A 16,211-nucleotide genomic window follows, 5' to 3' on the forward strand; every position below is an offset into this window, starting at 1 on the left:
CGCTAGCCTTTCAGCAGCGTCTTGAGCACGTTCTGCAGACGGCGCGCGGTGGCAGCATCGTGGCTGCCGGCCAGCACCTTGGCAGCGTCCTGCCCCCACGTTTGAGCAGGCGTCGGCTCGTTGCGCTTGGTCAGCAATTGGAGCTGCATGGTGCGGCGCGCATCGACATGCTCGGCGGGCGTCGGCACTTCGGCCGCGATTTCCAGCCGCAGCAATGCGTCCTGCGGATTGCCCGCTGGTGTCGACCCGAGGGCCTGCGACCAAGCGCCGCGCACAGCCGGGGAGACCGCGCGACCGAGTTCCTGTACTGTGGGCAACGCCGCGGCGTCGCGCTTTTCCCAAGCCCCGAGCAATTGCGTCAAGGCTTCGCCATGCGCTTGGGCAGCGAGCTTGCGCAACGCAGCTTGTGCATGCTCGACCGCATCGCGTTGCGCGCGGAAAGCCGCGTCACCCAGGCGGGGTCCACGGTCCTCGAAGCGCGGCGCTGCGCCACGGTCGCCGAAGCGACCGCCGCGATCGCCACCCGGCGCGCCGGCGCGGTCCGGCCGGCCGCCCGGGCCGCCGGGGCCACGGCTGTCACGACGATCGCCACCGCGATCACCGGGACGGCCGCCTCGGCCCGCCATCGCCGGCTCAGGCTTGCGCATGCCGGGACGGTCATCGGCGCGGCGCATCGCAACCACGGGCTTGGGCGCTGCCACCGCCGCAGGTGCAGGCGCTGCACCGCCAGCGCTTTCGCCGCTCGCAGCCGCATCGGCGCTGCCGGCGGGTGCGACCAGGTCATGCGCCTCGGCGGGCGCGGGTGCTGCGGCCTGGTCGGTCTCACCCGACGACTGCGCTTGACCCGCGCTCTCTGCGAATTCGGCTTCGGCCGCCTCCGCGGCCTGCGCCGGAGGCGCCGACTCGGCCGTGTTGAGGTGCGAGGTGGCCGCGGCCTTGGCCGGCGCCTCCGCGATCTGAACCTTCTCGCCACGCATCGCGGCTTCGAGTTGGTTCATCGCGGCGCGAATCTTCTGCGCATCACCGGTGGCATTGGCGGCTTCCAGCGCCTTCGATGCCAACAGCACATTGCGGTCGTGCTCGCTCATCGCCGACGACACCTTTTCGCGCTCGGCCGTCTTGCGATTGAAAGCCTCGTCGATCGGGGCGCGGAAAGCGTCCCACATCTTCTGTTCCTGCCGGCGATCGAGCGGCACGCCCTGGGCTTCCGCCTGCCAGCGCTGTTGCAGCGCCTTGACCGCATCGATGCGCAGCATCGGCGCGGCGCCGAGTTCCACGGCCTCGGCGATCATGGCCTGGCGTCGCTCGACGCTGACCTTCTGGGCCGATTCGAAGGGCGCGCGGGCAGCGCCGAAGGCTTCGTTCCAATGCGGCTGCAATTCGGCGAACACCTTCTCGCCCACGTGGCCGGCATCGCGCCAGCGATCGGCGAACTGATGCAGGGCGCGGTTGTGCGCCTTGAGGTCGGCCGCGTCGGCATGGGCCGCCGCCCAGGTCTTCACCTCTTCGATGAGCGCCAGGCGCTGCGCACGGTGCTCGGCTGCATCGGCACGAACCTTTTCCAGCCACGCCTCGACCACCTTGTGAGCCTCGTTGCAGGCTTCGTCGAAGCGCTTCCACAGCGCATGGTTGGGCACACCGCCCTGGTCGGACTGCTTCCACTGGTCGCGCAGGGCGCGCAGCGTCTCCTGCATCTTGCGACCGCCGAGGGCCTGGCCTTCCGGGCGCTTGAGCAGGCCCTCGGCCTTGGCAACGAGGTCTTCGCGCACCTTGTCGGCGCTCCAGCGCTGCCAGCCTTCGAGTTCGCCGGCAGCGACGAGCGCCGCATGCACACGCGACTCCAGCTCGGACTCGACCAGCTTGCCATGCTCCTTGAGCACTGCACGCAGTGCCGCGGCAGCGCCAGCGCTGGCCTTGCCGTGGCCTTCCGCGGTTTCCTGCTCCAGCTTGGTGAGCGCGGTCTGCACCGCGTCTTGCGCGGCGGCACGCACGGACGGATCGACCGGCGGACGGGCCGGCTTGGCGGGCGCAGCCTTGGGCGCAACCACCTCGCCACGCGCAGCGCGCAGTTCGTCGGCCCACACAGGCACGGGTGGCAGGGCCGCGGCGGCATCGTTGGCAGCGGCGACGGCTTGGGCCAACGCGGCATGGAAGGCGTCGGACACGCTCAGCAACTGCGCCCGCGAGGCTTCCAGTTGCGGCGCGAACTTGCCATCGAGGCTGGTCCAGTTGGCATCCGCGGCGATCTCGTCGGCCTGTTGCGTCCAGTGCGTGACGTCGCCGCGCAGTGCTTCCTCGGCCGCCTGCGCGTCCTTCCAGCCCTTGGTCGACAGCACTTCAAAGCGCTGCGCCAGCAGCACGGCGGCCTCGCGATGCACCTGCGCGCGATGCTGCAGGTCTTCGATGCCCTTCACGCGATCGGCGAGGCGGGCCTTGAAGCCAGTCAGCGGCTCGCGCGACAGCGGCGCGCCGGCCTTGGCCGCATCGCGCTGCCAGGCGAGCGCGTCGGCGATGTTGAGCTTGGGCTGGGCCAGCAGCGCCTCGGCCTTGTGCGCCCATTCGGCGGCAATGACTTCCTGCCCCTTGGCGCGGCGGATCTCGTCGAGCTTCTCGCGCACGGGCCGCGCCGCGCCCTTGTCGCGCCCGCTGAGTTCCTTGAACACATCCTGCAATTGCTCGGTCGTGGGCTGCCCCGCCAGCCAGTCGCGGATTCGCTGCGCGCGCTCGCCCGAGGTCGGGGCGGTGAAGGCGCCGCCGGTGAGCGTGTCGAGGGCCTGGATGTCGAGGGATTTGGTGCTTGAGGTCACGGGAACGGATGTCTTTGTCTTGAAAGAAAGGTGCGCGGAATTGCACCCGGCAAAGGGCGCCCGAATTCCGGCGAACCCCGCATTTTCACAGACCCGAGGGGGCCTGTCTGCGAGCAACTGTTTACGTGCGTGGCAATGAGGCTCTGAACAGTCTTCGCGCAGCGCGAAACTCGTTCAGAAACTCCCTATCGCATGTCGAGTTTGAGTTCCGCCCCCGGCTTGGATTCGCCCGCGCCCGCCTGCACACGCACCGCGCCAAGAAAAAGTCGCTCGGTCGGCACTTTCTGAGCGAGCAGGTAGTCGCGCACCTCGCCGCCGCGTTCCACGGCCAGTTGACGGATCACTTCCTCGTCGACCGGGATGTTGGTGATCATCAGGTTTTCCATGTCTGCGACGGGGAGGTCCCTGGCCAGGCCGACCATGTTGCGCGGCTTGGTGATGTCGGCGCGCTTGTAGATGGCTGTGAGCAAGTCGGGGTACTCAGCGTCGGTGACCGGCGACACCTCGGCAGCGTCCTTGCCTGCACGCACCGCGACGCGGCGCTTCTCAGCCTGGGTCAACTGGCGCAGGCGCGCCTTCTGGTAAGGAATGCGCTCCTGCTCCAGGCTGGCCGTGCCGCTCACGGTGAGGCGCAGGCCCGGCTTGTCGATCATGGCCTTGGCGATCTTGTCGAGGCTCTCCTTGGCTGCGGCATTCAAGGTCGCGCTACCGGGGTCGAACACGATCGAACTGCCATCGCCACCGCCCCCGCCGCCGCCTGTGAGAAGGGCGAACGGCGCCGTCGCGGCCTTCACGATCAGGTTGACGATGGCCTTCCAGATCAGTGGGCCGATGCTGAACTGCGGGTCGTTCAGCGATCCCCGCAGCGGCAGGTCAACGTCGATCACGCCGTTGCGATCGGCCAGCAAGGCAACGGCCAGGCGCACCGGCAAGGTTCGCGTCGCGCCGGGCACCTCGTCGCCGAACTGGAGCTGGTTCAGTATCAGCTTGTTGGTGGCGATCAACTGACCATCGGGCGCAATCTTGTAGTTGACGTCCATGCTCATCTTGCCGCGCTCGATGCCATGGCCGGCGTACTTGGCCGAATACGGGGAGAGGGGTGCCAGGTCCAGTTCGCGCATCTTGGCCGTGATGTCGAGTTCCAGCGGCTTGGCCAGGGGATTGAGCTTGCCTGTGATCTCGAGCGACGCGGTCTGCTGGGCCTTGCCGCGCAACTCCAGGTCGGCCAGCTCGGGCGAGCCGGTGCTGCCCTTGGGCGGATTGGACGAGAACGCGCTGAGCTTGCCGGTGAGTTCGCTCAGGTCCGCTGAATAGTTGGGCTTGACGAACAGGTCGGTGAAGTCGATCTTGCCGTTGACCAGGCTCATCGGGCCGAAATTGATGACCGGCTTCATGCCCGTGTCCTCCGGCTGCGCCGCGGCCACCGGCGCGGCAGACGTGGGTGCCGGTGCTGGCGCGCCACCGCCCACCATCAATTCGGCCGGCGGCGGTTCGCCTGTCGTGCTGCCCGGCGGCGTCCTGGAAGTGATCCGCACGCCACCGAACTTGCGCTGGGTGGTGGGGGTCGCCGGCTGCGGCGCGGCCGCCGCCTTCGCGATGCCCTCCTGCTCGCCCTTCTTCGTCAGGTCCTGCAGGTTGAGCCGCCCGGTCGGGTCAACGATCACCCGCGCGAAGAAATCCGTCAGCGAGGTTTCGCGCACGTCGACCCGGGGCGGTGTGCTGGGGGCCAGCGTCACCTGCAACCCGCGCAGGCCCAGCGTCTTCCAGCCGAGCAACTGGTTGTTCGATCGGTCGAATCCGGGGGACTGGGTCAACTGGACGCTGTTGATGCGAAGGTCATCCACCGCCAGGTCGCCCACCACTTTCGCGCTCATCCCGGCGAGCATCTGGGCATAGTTGACCGTGCCCCGATAGCTGGCGAACGCCCGACGCACATCGACATTGAGTGCGTCCGAGTAATAGGCCTTGAACGCGTGCACCGGAAAGCTACCCACCTCGAGACGGCCTTCCGCCGACACCGGCTTCAACACCACGTTGCCCTTATAGAGGAACTTGCCGGGGTCCGAGCGCCCGGCCCCGATGCGGCCGGACACTTCCAGCGGAGACGAAGTGGCGGTATTGGGCGCCAGCTTCTGCGCGCTGACCTTGAGCGCGGTGATCTCCACGGCCACGGGCGTGCTGGCGGCATCGTCGGCATAAGAAACCGCACCGCCATCGATCAGCAGATTGCCGATGGTCAGCCCCCATGGCCTGGTGTTCGGATTCGCCTTGGCCGACCCGGCATCCGTCGGCTTGGGCGCGGCAACCTTTGCGGCCTCCCCTGCGGGCTGCCCATTGCCGGAAGGCGTCTTGAGCCAGCGCTCGAACATCCAGCGCTTTTCCTTGTCGCGCTCGACACGCACCTTGGGCTGGTTGGCGCTGAAAGTGCCGATCGCAAGCGTGTGCTGCGTCATGTCCGCGACCGCATCGGTCAGTTCAAAGCGTCCCACGCTGGCCAACGCCGTCTTGCCCTGCGACAGCGCCAGGCCATCGATCGAGACCTTGTTCGCCTTGAACTTGAGCTCCGGCTGCGTCCAGGCGATCTCGACTTCACCGCCCAGCTTGCCGTCGAGCGTAGGTTCCAGGCTCTGCGCCAGATAGGGCGCCGCCAGCGACAGCGGCAAGGCCTCGACCTGCGCCTTGACCGTGGCCGCCTTGTCGGTGCCCTGGCCCTCGAACTTGAGCCCCGCCCCGCCGATGGCCAGGCCCCCGCTGAAACTCGCGGGTTTCTCCATGGGCCACTGGATTCCGGTGGCATGCACGCCCAGCCCGGTCATTTCGACCCCGGCGGCCGGCTTGACGGTCTCGTCATGCCAGCCGATGTTGCCGTCGCTGAGGGCGAACTTGTCGACCTCGATCTTCCAGGGCGTGGCGGCGGGCGCCTTGGGTACGGCGGCGGCGTCGTCCGCATCGGGTTTTGGCGCGGGCTTTTCTGGGGCGCCTGTCGCCGGATTCTTCGGCAGCAGGTTCAGCTTGCCGGCCGCATCGCGCGCCACAGCGAGGTTGGGCGCAACCAAGGCGATTTCCCCCAGATGAACCACCCGTTCCAACGGCCTGATATCCGTCAGCCCGATCGTCAGACTGTCGAAGGCCAGCAACTCGCGCCCCTCGCCATCCGCCACCCGAATCCCATGGGTCGCGACCGTGCCGGAAATCTTCAGGCCCGCGGTGGTGGCACGCTCGAAGTCGATCTTGACGTCGGCGTCGAGCGAACCCGCCTTCAGTTGCACCGGCATCCCGGCCGGTACATAGCCCAGGTACGGCACCAGGTCGAGCCCCTTGAACTGGATCTGCGCGTCGGTCTTGCGGCTCTCGGCGAAGGGCGTCGTCGCAGCGGCCGAATCGAACTTGCTGCCGTTGAAGGTGAAAGCCAGCTTGGGCTCCACCTTGGCCTCGCGCAGGGAAGCCAGGTTGCTGATGAACGGCACGTTCAGCACCAGGTCGCGCAGGGTGTGCTTGCGCTGGACGGCTTGGTCGTCGAAATCGACCGAGCCGCCATTCACCGCGATGTTGTAGATAGCAAAGCGCGGTGGCTCCCCTGGCGGCTTGTCGGGCGGCGTCGCCAGCTTGGCAATGATGTCGTCGATGTCGTAGTGGCCATCGCCCAGGTGCTTCAGCGCGACTGTCGGCTGGTCGATGGTCACCGCATCGACCACCGGCGCCAGGCGCACGATCGACTCCATCTCGGCATCGACGTAGATCCGCTTGATCGCCAGTTGGTCGCCCTTGCCGTCGGCCGTGGCGATGTGCAGGTCGTTCAGCGCCAGCTCCATGGTCCAGGGCTTGAAATCGATCTTGCCCACCGTGACCTGCCGCCCCAGCTTCGCGCTCGCGATGTTTTGCAACTGACTCTTGAGCAGCGGCGGAACCACCAGCCACGCCACCAGCCAGATCAGCAGAACAGTGAGCACCGCGACGATCACGCGTCGCACCCATTTGTTTTGTCTCAGGCCAGCAGCATTCATCATGGAGAAGTGTGCCGTAAAGCCACACGGGTTCCCAGAAACAAGAAAGCCCGGTGAGTCGACGCAGAGTCTCGTCACCGGGCCTGATGGCGAGTTCAAAACCCATGCCATCTTTTCGCTTGACCGGAAGTTGAATGGTTCCGGTCTCGCTGGCAGCAAGAGATTGCCACCGGGGGGTGCTTCCAACGTCGAACCGGGAGAAATCCCTCTGTTCTCGGCCTTTGGCGTAGCGCCTGACGGTTCAGGCACATTCACTTTAAGCGGTGGAATGGCCTTTGCAAATCGGTGTTTCAATCGCTTTCAGTGAGCCCTTTCTGACTACAGGCACGAACTTTCCTCAGGTCTTTTTTAGAATAAGACTACTAGACGATATTCTTGACCGGGTATTAGCCCATCCATAGAATTCGCTCAACCCTGCTGCACTCTTGCAGCTTGCAGTCTTTTGTACTCCGCCGCCGCGTGCACTCTTGCCACCGGCCCTATCAGGCGGCCGCGCTCCTCTCCCCTCTCGCGCGGAACCTGATACCAACCCCCAGCGACGGTACTGTCGACCTGGCCCGCTTCATGCGCGCCCGCGTTTCCGGTACCGACGACGAAAGGAAAAGCGATGAAACAGGCCTTGGCCTCCACAGCCCGCGGGCTACGGACCTTCTGGTCCGATGTGGCAGATGGCTTCTTTGAACTTACCCACAACGGCTTCGCGTTGATTGGACTGTCGATCGTGTTTGCCGCACTGGCGCTTCTGGCCCGGCCAGACCTGCGCGAATCTGGCGAGGCCCACCTGATGGGCTGGCTCCAGTCGCGCAAGCCCGTTGTAGCCCCCGAGCCGACCGACCTGCAACCGAATGCGATCGACCGCACCACGGCGGCAAGCCCTGGCGACCTGCCCAAACAGCAGGCCGCGGTGGCCTACTGGCTCAGCAAGAAGTACCGTGTTGCAGCGGAACCACTGAGTGCGCTCGTCGCCGAGGCTTACGAGATCGGCAAGCGCACCAAGCTCGACCCGACCTTGATCCTGGCCATCATGGCCGTGGAATCCAGCTTCAATCCGTTCGCCCAGAGCAGTGTGGGCGCCCAAGGCCTGATGCAAGTGATGACCCGCATCCATGGCGAGAAATATGAAAGCGCTGGTGGCACGCTGACGGCTTTCGATCCGATCACCAACATGCGCGTGGGCGTCAAGGTGCTGCAGGAATGCATTGCGCGCGCCGGGTCCGTCGAGGGCGGCCTGCGCCACTACGTCGGCGCTGCCAACCTGGAAGACGACGGCGGCTATGCCGGCAAGGTGCTGGCCGAGCATGCACGCCTTCGGCAGGTTGCCCAGGGCAAGGCCCCCTCCACGACCTCGAGCCGGAGCCTGTCTGTGGCCGAGCGGGGCAAGTCACCCGAACGCGGTGAAGGTGAGAAGTTCGCGATGCTGGAGAGCGGCTCCTGAGCCGCGGGTCTCTCGGCTACACTGGCGCGGTACGCGACTGGCGATAGGCGCAACCCTCCTGCAGGGTCCATGCGCTGACGTGGAATACCACTTGGGAGCGTACCGGCCGGCTTGCCGGACGTTCCGCCGTTCGCCTGGGCAGCCCTTGTTTGCATGAACAAGGAAATTTGTCTTCACAGGACTGCCATGTACCAACGCAACAATCTGGTCGAACAGACCGACCCCGAACTGTGGGCTGTCATCCAGGCCGAAAACGCACGCCAGGAACAGCACATCGAACTCATCGCGAGTGAAAACTACGCCTCGCCCGCCGTCATGGCGGCGCAGGGTTCGCAACTCACCAACAAGTACGCTGAAGGTTATCCCGGCAAGCGCTACTACGGTGGCTGCGAGCACGTCGACGTGGCAGAGCAACTCGCGATCAACCGCGTCAAGCAGCTGTTCGGCGCCGACGCAGCCAACGTACAGCCGCACTGCGGCGCTTCCGCCAACGAAGCCGTGATGCTGGCCTTCCTCAAGCCCGGCGACACCATCATGGGCATGAGCCTGGCCGAAGGCGGCCACCTGACCCACGGCATGCCGCTCAACATGAGCGGCAAGTGGTTCAACGTGGTGAGCTACGGCCTGGACAAGAACGAGGCCATCGACTACGACGCGATGGAGCGCAAGGCGCATGAGCACATGCCCAAGCTGATCATCGCCGGCGCCTCGGCCTATTCGCTGCACATCGATTTCGAGCGCTTCGCCAAGGTCGCGAAGGACGTTGGCGCGATCTTCATGGTCGACATCGCCCACTATGCTGGCCTCGTGGTCGCGGGTTGCTACCCGAATCCGGTGCCGCACGCCGACATCGTCACCTCCACCACGCACAAGAGCCTGCGCGGCCCGCGCGGCGGCATCATCCTGATGAAGTCGCAGCATGAGAAGGTCATCAACAGCGCGATCTTCCCGGGCCTGCAAGGTGGTCCGCTGATGCACGTCATCGCCGCCAAGGCGGTGGCCTTCAAGGAAGCGCTGACGCCCGAGTTCAAGACTTACCAGCAGCAGGTCATCAAGAACGCGCAGATCGTCGCCGAGACGCTGACCCAGCGCGGCCTGCGCATCGTGAGCGGTGGCACCCAGAGCCACCTGATGCTGGTCGACCTGCGCCCCAAGGGCATCACCGGCAAGGAAGCCGAGGCGGTGCTCGGCAGCGCGCACATGACGATCAACAAGAACGCGATTCCCAACGATCCGGAAAAGCCGATGGTCACCAGCGGCGTGCGCATCGGCACCCCGGCCATGACCACGCGCGGCTTCAAGGACGAGGAAGCCCGCGCCACGGCGCACCTGATCGCGGACGTGCTGGACAACCCGCGCGACGAAGCGAACCTGGCGGCGGTGCGCGCCAAGGTCGAGGCACTGACCACGCGCTTCCCGGTCTACCGCTGACCAAGACGACGGCGGGCCGCAGCTTGAAATGCCCATTCTGCAGCCACCTTGAGACGCAGGTCGTCGAGACCCGCGTGTCGGAAGACGGCGACTTCGTGCGCCGCCGCCGCCAATGCGGGTCCTGCGAGAAACGCTTCACGACCTATGAGCGGCCGGACGTCAACTTCCCGGTGGTCGTCAAGAAGGATGGCGGGCGTGCCGACTTCGAAGCGAGCAAGGTCCGCGCTTCGATGATGCTGGCGCTGCGCAAACGGCCGGTGACAATCGAACAGATCGACGACGCATTGCGACGCATCGAGCAAGAGTTGCTGGCGCTTGGCTTGCGCGAAATCGAGTCGAACAAGGTCGGTGAACTGGTGATGCGCGAACTGAAAAAGCTCGACAAGGTGGCCTATGTGCGCTTTGCGTCGGTGTATCGGAGCTTTGAGGATGTAGACGAGTTTCGACAGTTGTTGCGCGATATCTGACGGTAACCAAGAACGACATCTTTGTGAATTTGCCGACACAAATACACTAAATTGTCATAAGTTCGCCTAACGGCGCCGTTCGTCGGCGACAAGCCGCCGTCCAGCCCTGCTAACTTTCTAGCTACATTTGCGCCCGTAGCATCACGGGCGTGATCTCGCTTTTTTCCCAGCCGCATACCGGATTTGTTCGCGGAACCCGCCGCATGTCGGGGTTCACCGTGATCGAATTGATGATGGTCGTCCTCGTTGTAGCCATCGTGGCGACGCTGGCGTTGCCGAGTTTCAACGCCGTGGTCTCCCGCTACCGGGTTCGAACCGCCGTGGAGGACGTGACCGCGACGATCTACTTCGCTCGATCCGAAGCCATCCAGCGCGGCGGCGGAGTCATGGTGCAAAAGGCGACGGAGGCCGGGTGCACGACGCCCGAGGCCAGCGACTGGAGCTGTGGATGGCTCGTGTTCGCCGACCGCAATGGCAACAAGACCGTTGACAACGGCGAACTCCTGCAGTCAACACCCAGGCCTCGTGGCGTCACGGTCAAGTTGACCAAGAAATACGTCTCCTCGATGGGACTGAATCAGTGGGGTGAATCCAGCGCAGGCATGATCGGCGTCGCAATCAGCCCTTCCGGCGACGACGACGTTGCACTCAGCAACGTTCTGTGCTTGAGCGGCGGCGGCAGTCTGCGAGAGCTGAAGGGCGCCAGCAAATGCAGCTGAACGCCCAACGCATTTCGCAACGCCAAGGAACTCGGCAGCGCGGCGTGACACTGCTGGAGTCCCTGGTTTCGATCCTGATCCTGGCGGTGGGCGTGCTCGCGATCCTGTGGGTCCAGGTGCGTACGCTCGCAGAGACGCAAACCTCCGCACGACGCGCGCAAGCCGTCCGGGCCATTGAAGACCTGGGCGAGCGCATCAAGTCCAACCCCGACGCTTTCGCGCAGTTGAATGCTTACGTGGCCGACTGGGACATCGGCGATGCACCTGCAGCAGATTGCCGGGCCAAGGCGTGCACCACCGCCCAGCTTGCTGCCCGCGACCTCTGGGAATGGAAAACAGAAGTCGCGCAGCGGCTGCCGCTGGGCAAGGCCACGGTTTTCCTGTCCTCCGACGAGGACGCCAACAACAAGCGGCAATTGGGCGTGATGGTCGGCTGGCGGTCCAACGAACGCTCGGACGACAAGGGCTACCTCGCGCCGCTGGCCCAGCCCGCCCCCAGTGCTACCGGCACCCCCAGTTGCCCCACCGGCCTCATCTGTCACGTCGTGTATGTCCAGCCGTAGTCTTCTTGCGCACCCAAGGGCGGCGGCGCGCCGATCGCAACGCGGCGTCACGCTCGTCGAATTGCTGGCTGCGCTCGTCATTGGCCTGCTGGTGATTGGCGCTGCCATTGCCGCGATGCTGCTGTCGCGAAACAGTGCGGCGATGGTCACGGACGTCGCGCGCTTGCAGCAGCAGGGGTCGTATGTGCTGCGGCTGATCGGCATGCAAGCGCGTCAGGCCGGCTCATTGAACTTGACGAAGTCGTTCACCGAAGACAAGCGCGCGTTCAATGCAGATTTCAAGGGCTACAACAAATCGGGCTTCGCCGTGCACGGCCTGGAGGGCGCCAATGGATATCCGGACACGGTTTCATTCAGCACCCAGGCCGTGGACCCAGACGACGGCGCCGCAATCCCCACAGCCAAGGGCGCCGAGGACGCGGAGACGGAAGCAGGCGCCGTGGTCAATTTGGAGCAACGCGACTGCCTGGCCAACACGGCACACGATTCGCGCTTGGACAGCACCTTCTTTGTCGACGTCAAGGACAAAGGTGAACCGGGGGAAACGCGCGCCTTGAAGTGCAGCGGCTTGACAGACAGCCAACCCATCGTCACCAACGCTTTTTTTGCGGACCTCCAGGTCTGGTACCGCGTCAAGGCCTCGCCGACCACGATCCGACGCATGGACGCCAACGAAGTGCAGGCCGCCAACCTCTGGAATTCGGTGAGTTCAGTCGAGATCTGCCTCGACCTGAAGGGCACCGAAACCACCGGCGAGCAACCATCCAGGAACTACGTCAACTGCAACGGCGAGGACGCGCCGCACAACGGCGTCCTCCACATGCTGTTTCGCAACGTGTTCGATCTGCGGACCCAGCAGGGCGTCTCGTGAGCACGCGAATCAAGCGCCAGCGCGGAGTTTCCATGTTCATCGTGCTGGTCATGGTGATGCTTTCCAGCCTGCTGGTGATCTGGGCCTCGCGGACCGCGCTGTTCAGCGAAATGATCACGGGCAACGACAGCGACTACCAGCGCGCGTTCGAGGCCGCGCAAGCCATGGTGCGCGATGCCGAGTTCGACATCATGGGCACGTTGGCAGATGGCAAGACCGAATGCAGGAACGGCGCGGCCTATGTCGGCTGCCGGGAACTCGCCGGCGGAGTCTTCTTCCCCGTCGATGAGGCGGACTTCCAGAATCTTTCGGACACCTTGCGAACAGCGACACCCGCCTGCGTGCGCGGCATCTGCCTCGGCAACAACGGCAAGTTCCTGAACTCGAAAAGCGAGTTGGACGCCATGAAGGAGGTGGCGGCAACCTACGGCGCGTACACCGGCGCCAAGGCCACGGCCGCCAGCAACCCCCTCCTGATCACGAGCGCCGGCAAGGCGCCGCGCGCCTGGTACTGGGTCGAGGTGCTTCCCTACGACATCGGCCTGGCCACCAAGGGCGGACTGGCGCAAACGTACGCACCCGACGCCGACAGCCCGTATGTCTACCGCATCACGGCAGTTGCGAAAGGACTCAAGCCCAACAGCATGGCCGTCCTGCAAACGGTGTTCGTGCGAAAGCCGGTGGATTGATGAAGAAAACACACGTCTCCGCGTCGATCAGTTGCACTCTGCTGGTGGCCCTCGCGATGCTGTCGTCGCAGGCGGCGGCGGCGCCACTGCAATTCAGCACCGCCCCCGCCGGCACGAACTACAGGAAGCCGGCACCGAATGTCATCGTGTCAGTAGACGATTCGGAGAGCATGGGGAGCGCGGGCATGACGACCCTGCGCGCAGCATTGCTCGACACGTTCTCGCAATCCAACGTGCCGGATGGCGCCATTCGCCTGGCTTGGCAGTCGATGGCCCGCTGCTACACGATTCCGAGCGGCGGCGACTGCGATGGCAAGAACGAAATGCGTGTGCTGGACGCCTCGCACCGCGCGAATTTCGAGGCGTGGGTCAACACGCTCCAACCCGTTGGCTACACGCCGTCCCATCGGATGCTGTTCAACGCTGGCGAATACCTGCGCATGCCCCGCGGCGTCAAAAGTCCATGGGCGAGCGTGCCGGGACACGTGCAGGAACCGATGCTGGGATGCCGCAAGGCCTACAACCTCTTCATGACCGACGGGGGATGGAACACCCCATTCGGCAGAAAAGATGATCCCATCCCATGGGATGCCAGCAATCCGGTGGCTGCCGCGCAGATACAGAATGCCGACGGCACACCCCGCGTGCTAGGCGACGGGAGCACACCATATGACACGACGGTCGCCCAAACGCAGATCTACCGCGACGACTTGGGCGCTGGCATCTACACCGACAGCTATGGCTCTCACGTACTGCCAACCTTCTCGGACCTGGCCTTCCACTACTGGGCCACCGACCTGCAACCGGACTTGGAAAACAACGTGCCCCGACGCATCGCACGCGAAGGCAGCGAGACCTTCACGGACGGCGCACAGACGCGCACCATCACCGAGTTCTGGAACCCACGCAACGATCCGGCCAACTGGCAGCACATGACGCTGTACACCGTGGGATTCAGCGACGCCGCCAAGTGGAAAGATGTGGGGCTCGTGCTGGGCGACAGCACCTGGAGCGGTGACGACTACAACCGCCTGATGCTCGGTACGGCGACTTGGCCAAATCCGCTGAACTCGGATGCCGCCATCGATGACAAGAAGCGGAAACCCGAGTTGTGGCACTCCGCCCTCAACGCGCGCGGCAAGTTTGTCCCGGCGCCCACCACCGAGTCGCTGACCCATGCTTTCAAGGATGTCCTGAACTCGATCGCCGCCGATACGGGTCGTGCGCTCACTTCGCTGACCGGAAGCTCCGGATCTGCGAGGGCGGCATCGATGTCCTTCGAGGCTGGCTACTCTGCCGACGGATGGCAGGGTGAAGTCACGGCCTACACCGTCGCGGCAGGCACCGGTGCCGTATCGACGGCCGGCGCGTGGGGCACAGCGGTTGCCGCTGTGGGCAATACCCCCGCGAAGCCGGTGTCCACGGCGACGCTGATGGACGACAGCAGCTTCGATCCCGCGAACCGGCTCGTGCTGTCCCACAACGGCACTGAGGCTATCTCATGGGCTTGGGGCAATCTATCCAACGCGCAGAAGGCCATGCTCGACACCGGCAGCTCCGGAACCGACGGCAAGGGAATCGAGCGACTTGCCTTCCTGCGTGGCGACCGCAACCTGGAAGTCACGAACGGCGGGCCCTTCCGCAATCGCAAGTCGCGCCACGGCGACATCGTCAATTCAATGCTATGGGTGGCGCCGGGCAAACCCACCGGGACGTACACCGACGCCACTTACGTGGCCTTCAGGAGCGCCCGTGCGGCCAGGCCTTCCATGCTCTACGTTGGCGCCAATGACGGCATGCTGCATGGCTTTCTCGCGGCCGACGGCACCGAGAAGATCGCGTATGTGCCACTGGGCCTTTACGGCAAGTTGTCGCAATTGAGCTCACCCGCCTACGAGCACCAGTACTTTGTCGACGGCTCGCCGCTCTCGGGCGACATCAAGACTGGCGATGCCACCTGGAAGACGTACCTCGCGGGCTTTCTGGGCGCCGGAGGCCGGGGCTTCTTCGTCCTGGACGTGACCGATCCGGCAGCCTTTGCAACGGCCCGGCCCGGTGACCTGGTGGTGCTGGACAACACCGGCGCCGATGCCGACCCGGACATCGGGAGCATCTTCAGCCAGCCGGTCAAGGGGCAGGCCAACCCCAACGCGACGCAGCAGATCACCCAGCTCAACGATGGCCGCTGGGCGCTGGTCACCGGCAACGGCTACAACAGCCCGAACGAAAGGGCTGTGCTGCTGATCCAGTACCTGGATGGCAACAAGGCGTTGACCAAGATCATCGCGGGCCCCGCCGGCGGGAATGGCCTGGGCGCCCCCCGCCTGATCGACCTCAACGGCGACGGGAAGGCGGACATCGCCTATGCCGGCGATCTCCAAGGCCACCTCTGGAAGTTCGACCTCACCAGCAAGACCGCGGGCGAATGGAAGATTGCCGACTTCGACAACGCGCCGCCCGCTGTCAAGGTCCCGCTGTACACCGCACACGACGCTGCCGGGAAAGCGCAACCCATCACCGCCGCGCCAGTGTGGCTGCCGCATCCCGACGGAGGCCTCATGCTGGTGTTCGGCACCGGACGAAACCTGACAAACGGCGATCGGGGGGACGCTTCGCCGCAGACCCTCTATGGCATCCGCGACAGCACCGCCATCGAGCGCACTACCGCAAATGAGGTGATCCTGTCGAATGGAAATTCCGTGACCGACGGACGCATTTCCTTGGTCGCGCAGTCGGTCGGCGCAGAGGCCGGCACGTCAAACGCGACGGGCAACCGACTCTGGAGCCTGAGTGCCAACGACGTGAGTTTCGCAGCGCGCAAGGGGTGGTATCTCGACTTGCCCGTGGGGGGTGAACGCGTGGTGCAGAACCTCGATTGGTTCGACGGCCGGCTCGTAGACATCCTAAGCACCATTCCGAACGTTGGCGGCGACACGATGGCCGAGACCTGCGGTCCGACCATGGTGAACGGACAGAGCTACCTCACCACCTTGAACGCCATCACTGGCGGCGCCCCGAGCTCGCAAATCTATGGCTACACCGCAAGTGCCGATGCGGTCGATGCCCCGAAGACTGCTTCGCGCATCGAATCGTCGCTGCGCTACGCAGTGAGGACGGACAAGAAGGTCATCAGCGTCTGTCCTTCCGGCCAGTCCTGCGACGGCAGGGATCGGCTGGTGAAGATCAGCCTGCGGCCGAGTTGGCGACAGTTGCGGTGAATGCGCC

General features: G+C 65.0%; 10 protein-coding genes and 1 riboswitch. Of the genes, 8 read left to right on the plus strand and 2 right to left on the minus strand.

Going from position 1 to position 16,211, the window contains the following annotated elements:
• Positions 1-2: 2 nt before the first annotated feature.
• On the minus strand, positions 3-2,807 hold the full coding sequence (locus WKW82_RS27925) for a DUF349 domain-containing protein (protein WP_340345852.1): 2,805 nt from the start codon (positions 2,805-2,807) through the stop codon (positions 3-5).
• A 185-nt stretch (positions 2,808-2,992) separates the two neighbouring features.
• Complete coding sequence (locus WKW82_RS27930; RefSeq protein WP_422823610.1) at positions 2,993-6,811, minus strand: DUF748 domain-containing protein; 3,819 nt, start codon at positions 6,809-6,811, stop codon at positions 2,993-2,995.
• Between the two features lie 607 nt (positions 6,812-7,418).
• On the opposite strand from WKW82_RS27930, the gene WKW82_RS27935 reads away from it, so the two are divergent.
• The 8 genes from WKW82_RS27935 (at position 7,419) to WKW82_RS27970 (ending at position 16,204) form a co-directional block, all read left to right on the plus strand.
• Positions 7,419-8,246, plus strand: a complete 828-nt coding sequence (locus tag WKW82_RS27935; protein WP_340345855.1) for a lytic transglycosylase domain-containing protein — start codon at positions 7,419-7,421, stop codon at positions 8,244-8,246.
• Positions 8,247-8,269: 23 nt separating this feature from the next.
• A riboswitch (ZMP/ZTP riboswitch) is annotated at positions 8,270-8,393 on the plus strand.
• A 39-nt stretch (positions 8,394-8,432) separates the two neighbouring features.
• Positions 8,433-9,677, plus strand: a complete 1,245-nt coding sequence (glyA, locus tag WKW82_RS27940) for a serine hydroxymethyltransferase (protein ID WP_340345856.1) — start codon at positions 8,433-8,435, stop codon at positions 9,675-9,677.
• A gap of 23 nt (positions 9,678-9,700) precedes the next feature.
• Complete coding sequence (gene nrdR / locus WKW82_RS27945; protein ID WP_340345857.1) at positions 9,701-10,144, plus strand: transcriptional regulator NrdR; 444 nt, start codon at positions 9,701-9,703, stop codon at positions 10,142-10,144.
• A gap of 203 nt (positions 10,145-10,347) precedes the next feature.
• Positions 10,348-10,863 carry a GspH/FimT family pseudopilin gene (locus tag WKW82_RS27950; protein ID WP_340345858.1) on the plus strand — a complete coding sequence of 172 codons (516 nt, stop codon included), beginning with the start codon at positions 10,348-10,350 and terminating at the stop codon, positions 10,861-10,863.
• Positions 10,854-11,426: a type IV pilus modification protein PilV gene (gene pilV, locus WKW82_RS27955; protein ID WP_340345859.1), complete on the plus strand. Its 573-nt coding sequence runs from the start codon at positions 10,854-10,856 to the stop codon at positions 11,424-11,426. The genes WKW82_RS27950 and pilV overlap by 10 nt, the downstream gene beginning before the upstream one ends.
• Positions 11,413-12,297, plus strand: a complete 885-nt coding sequence (locus WKW82_RS27960; protein WP_340345860.1) for a PilW family protein — start codon at positions 11,413-11,415, stop codon at positions 12,295-12,297. The genes pilV and WKW82_RS27960 overlap by 14 nt, the downstream gene beginning before the upstream one ends.
• Positions 12,294-12,986: a pilus assembly PilX family protein gene (locus tag WKW82_RS27965; protein WP_340345861.1), complete on the plus strand. Its 693-nt coding sequence runs from the start codon at positions 12,294-12,296 to the stop codon at positions 12,984-12,986. The genes WKW82_RS27960 and WKW82_RS27965 overlap by 4 nt, the downstream gene beginning before the upstream one ends.
• On the plus strand, positions 12,986-16,204 hold the full coding sequence (locus WKW82_RS27970; RefSeq protein ID WP_340345863.1) for a pilus assembly protein: 3,219 nt from the start codon (positions 12,986-12,988) through the stop codon (positions 16,202-16,204). The genes WKW82_RS27965 and WKW82_RS27970 overlap by 1 nt, the downstream gene beginning before the upstream one ends.
• Positions 16,205-16,211: the final 7 nt, after the last annotated feature.

Source organism: Variovorax rhizosphaerae, assembly GCF_037889975.1.
In the GTDB taxonomy this organism is placed as follows: Bacteria; Pseudomonadota; Gammaproteobacteria; order Burkholderiales; family Burkholderiaceae_C; genus Variovorax; species Variovorax rhizosphaerae.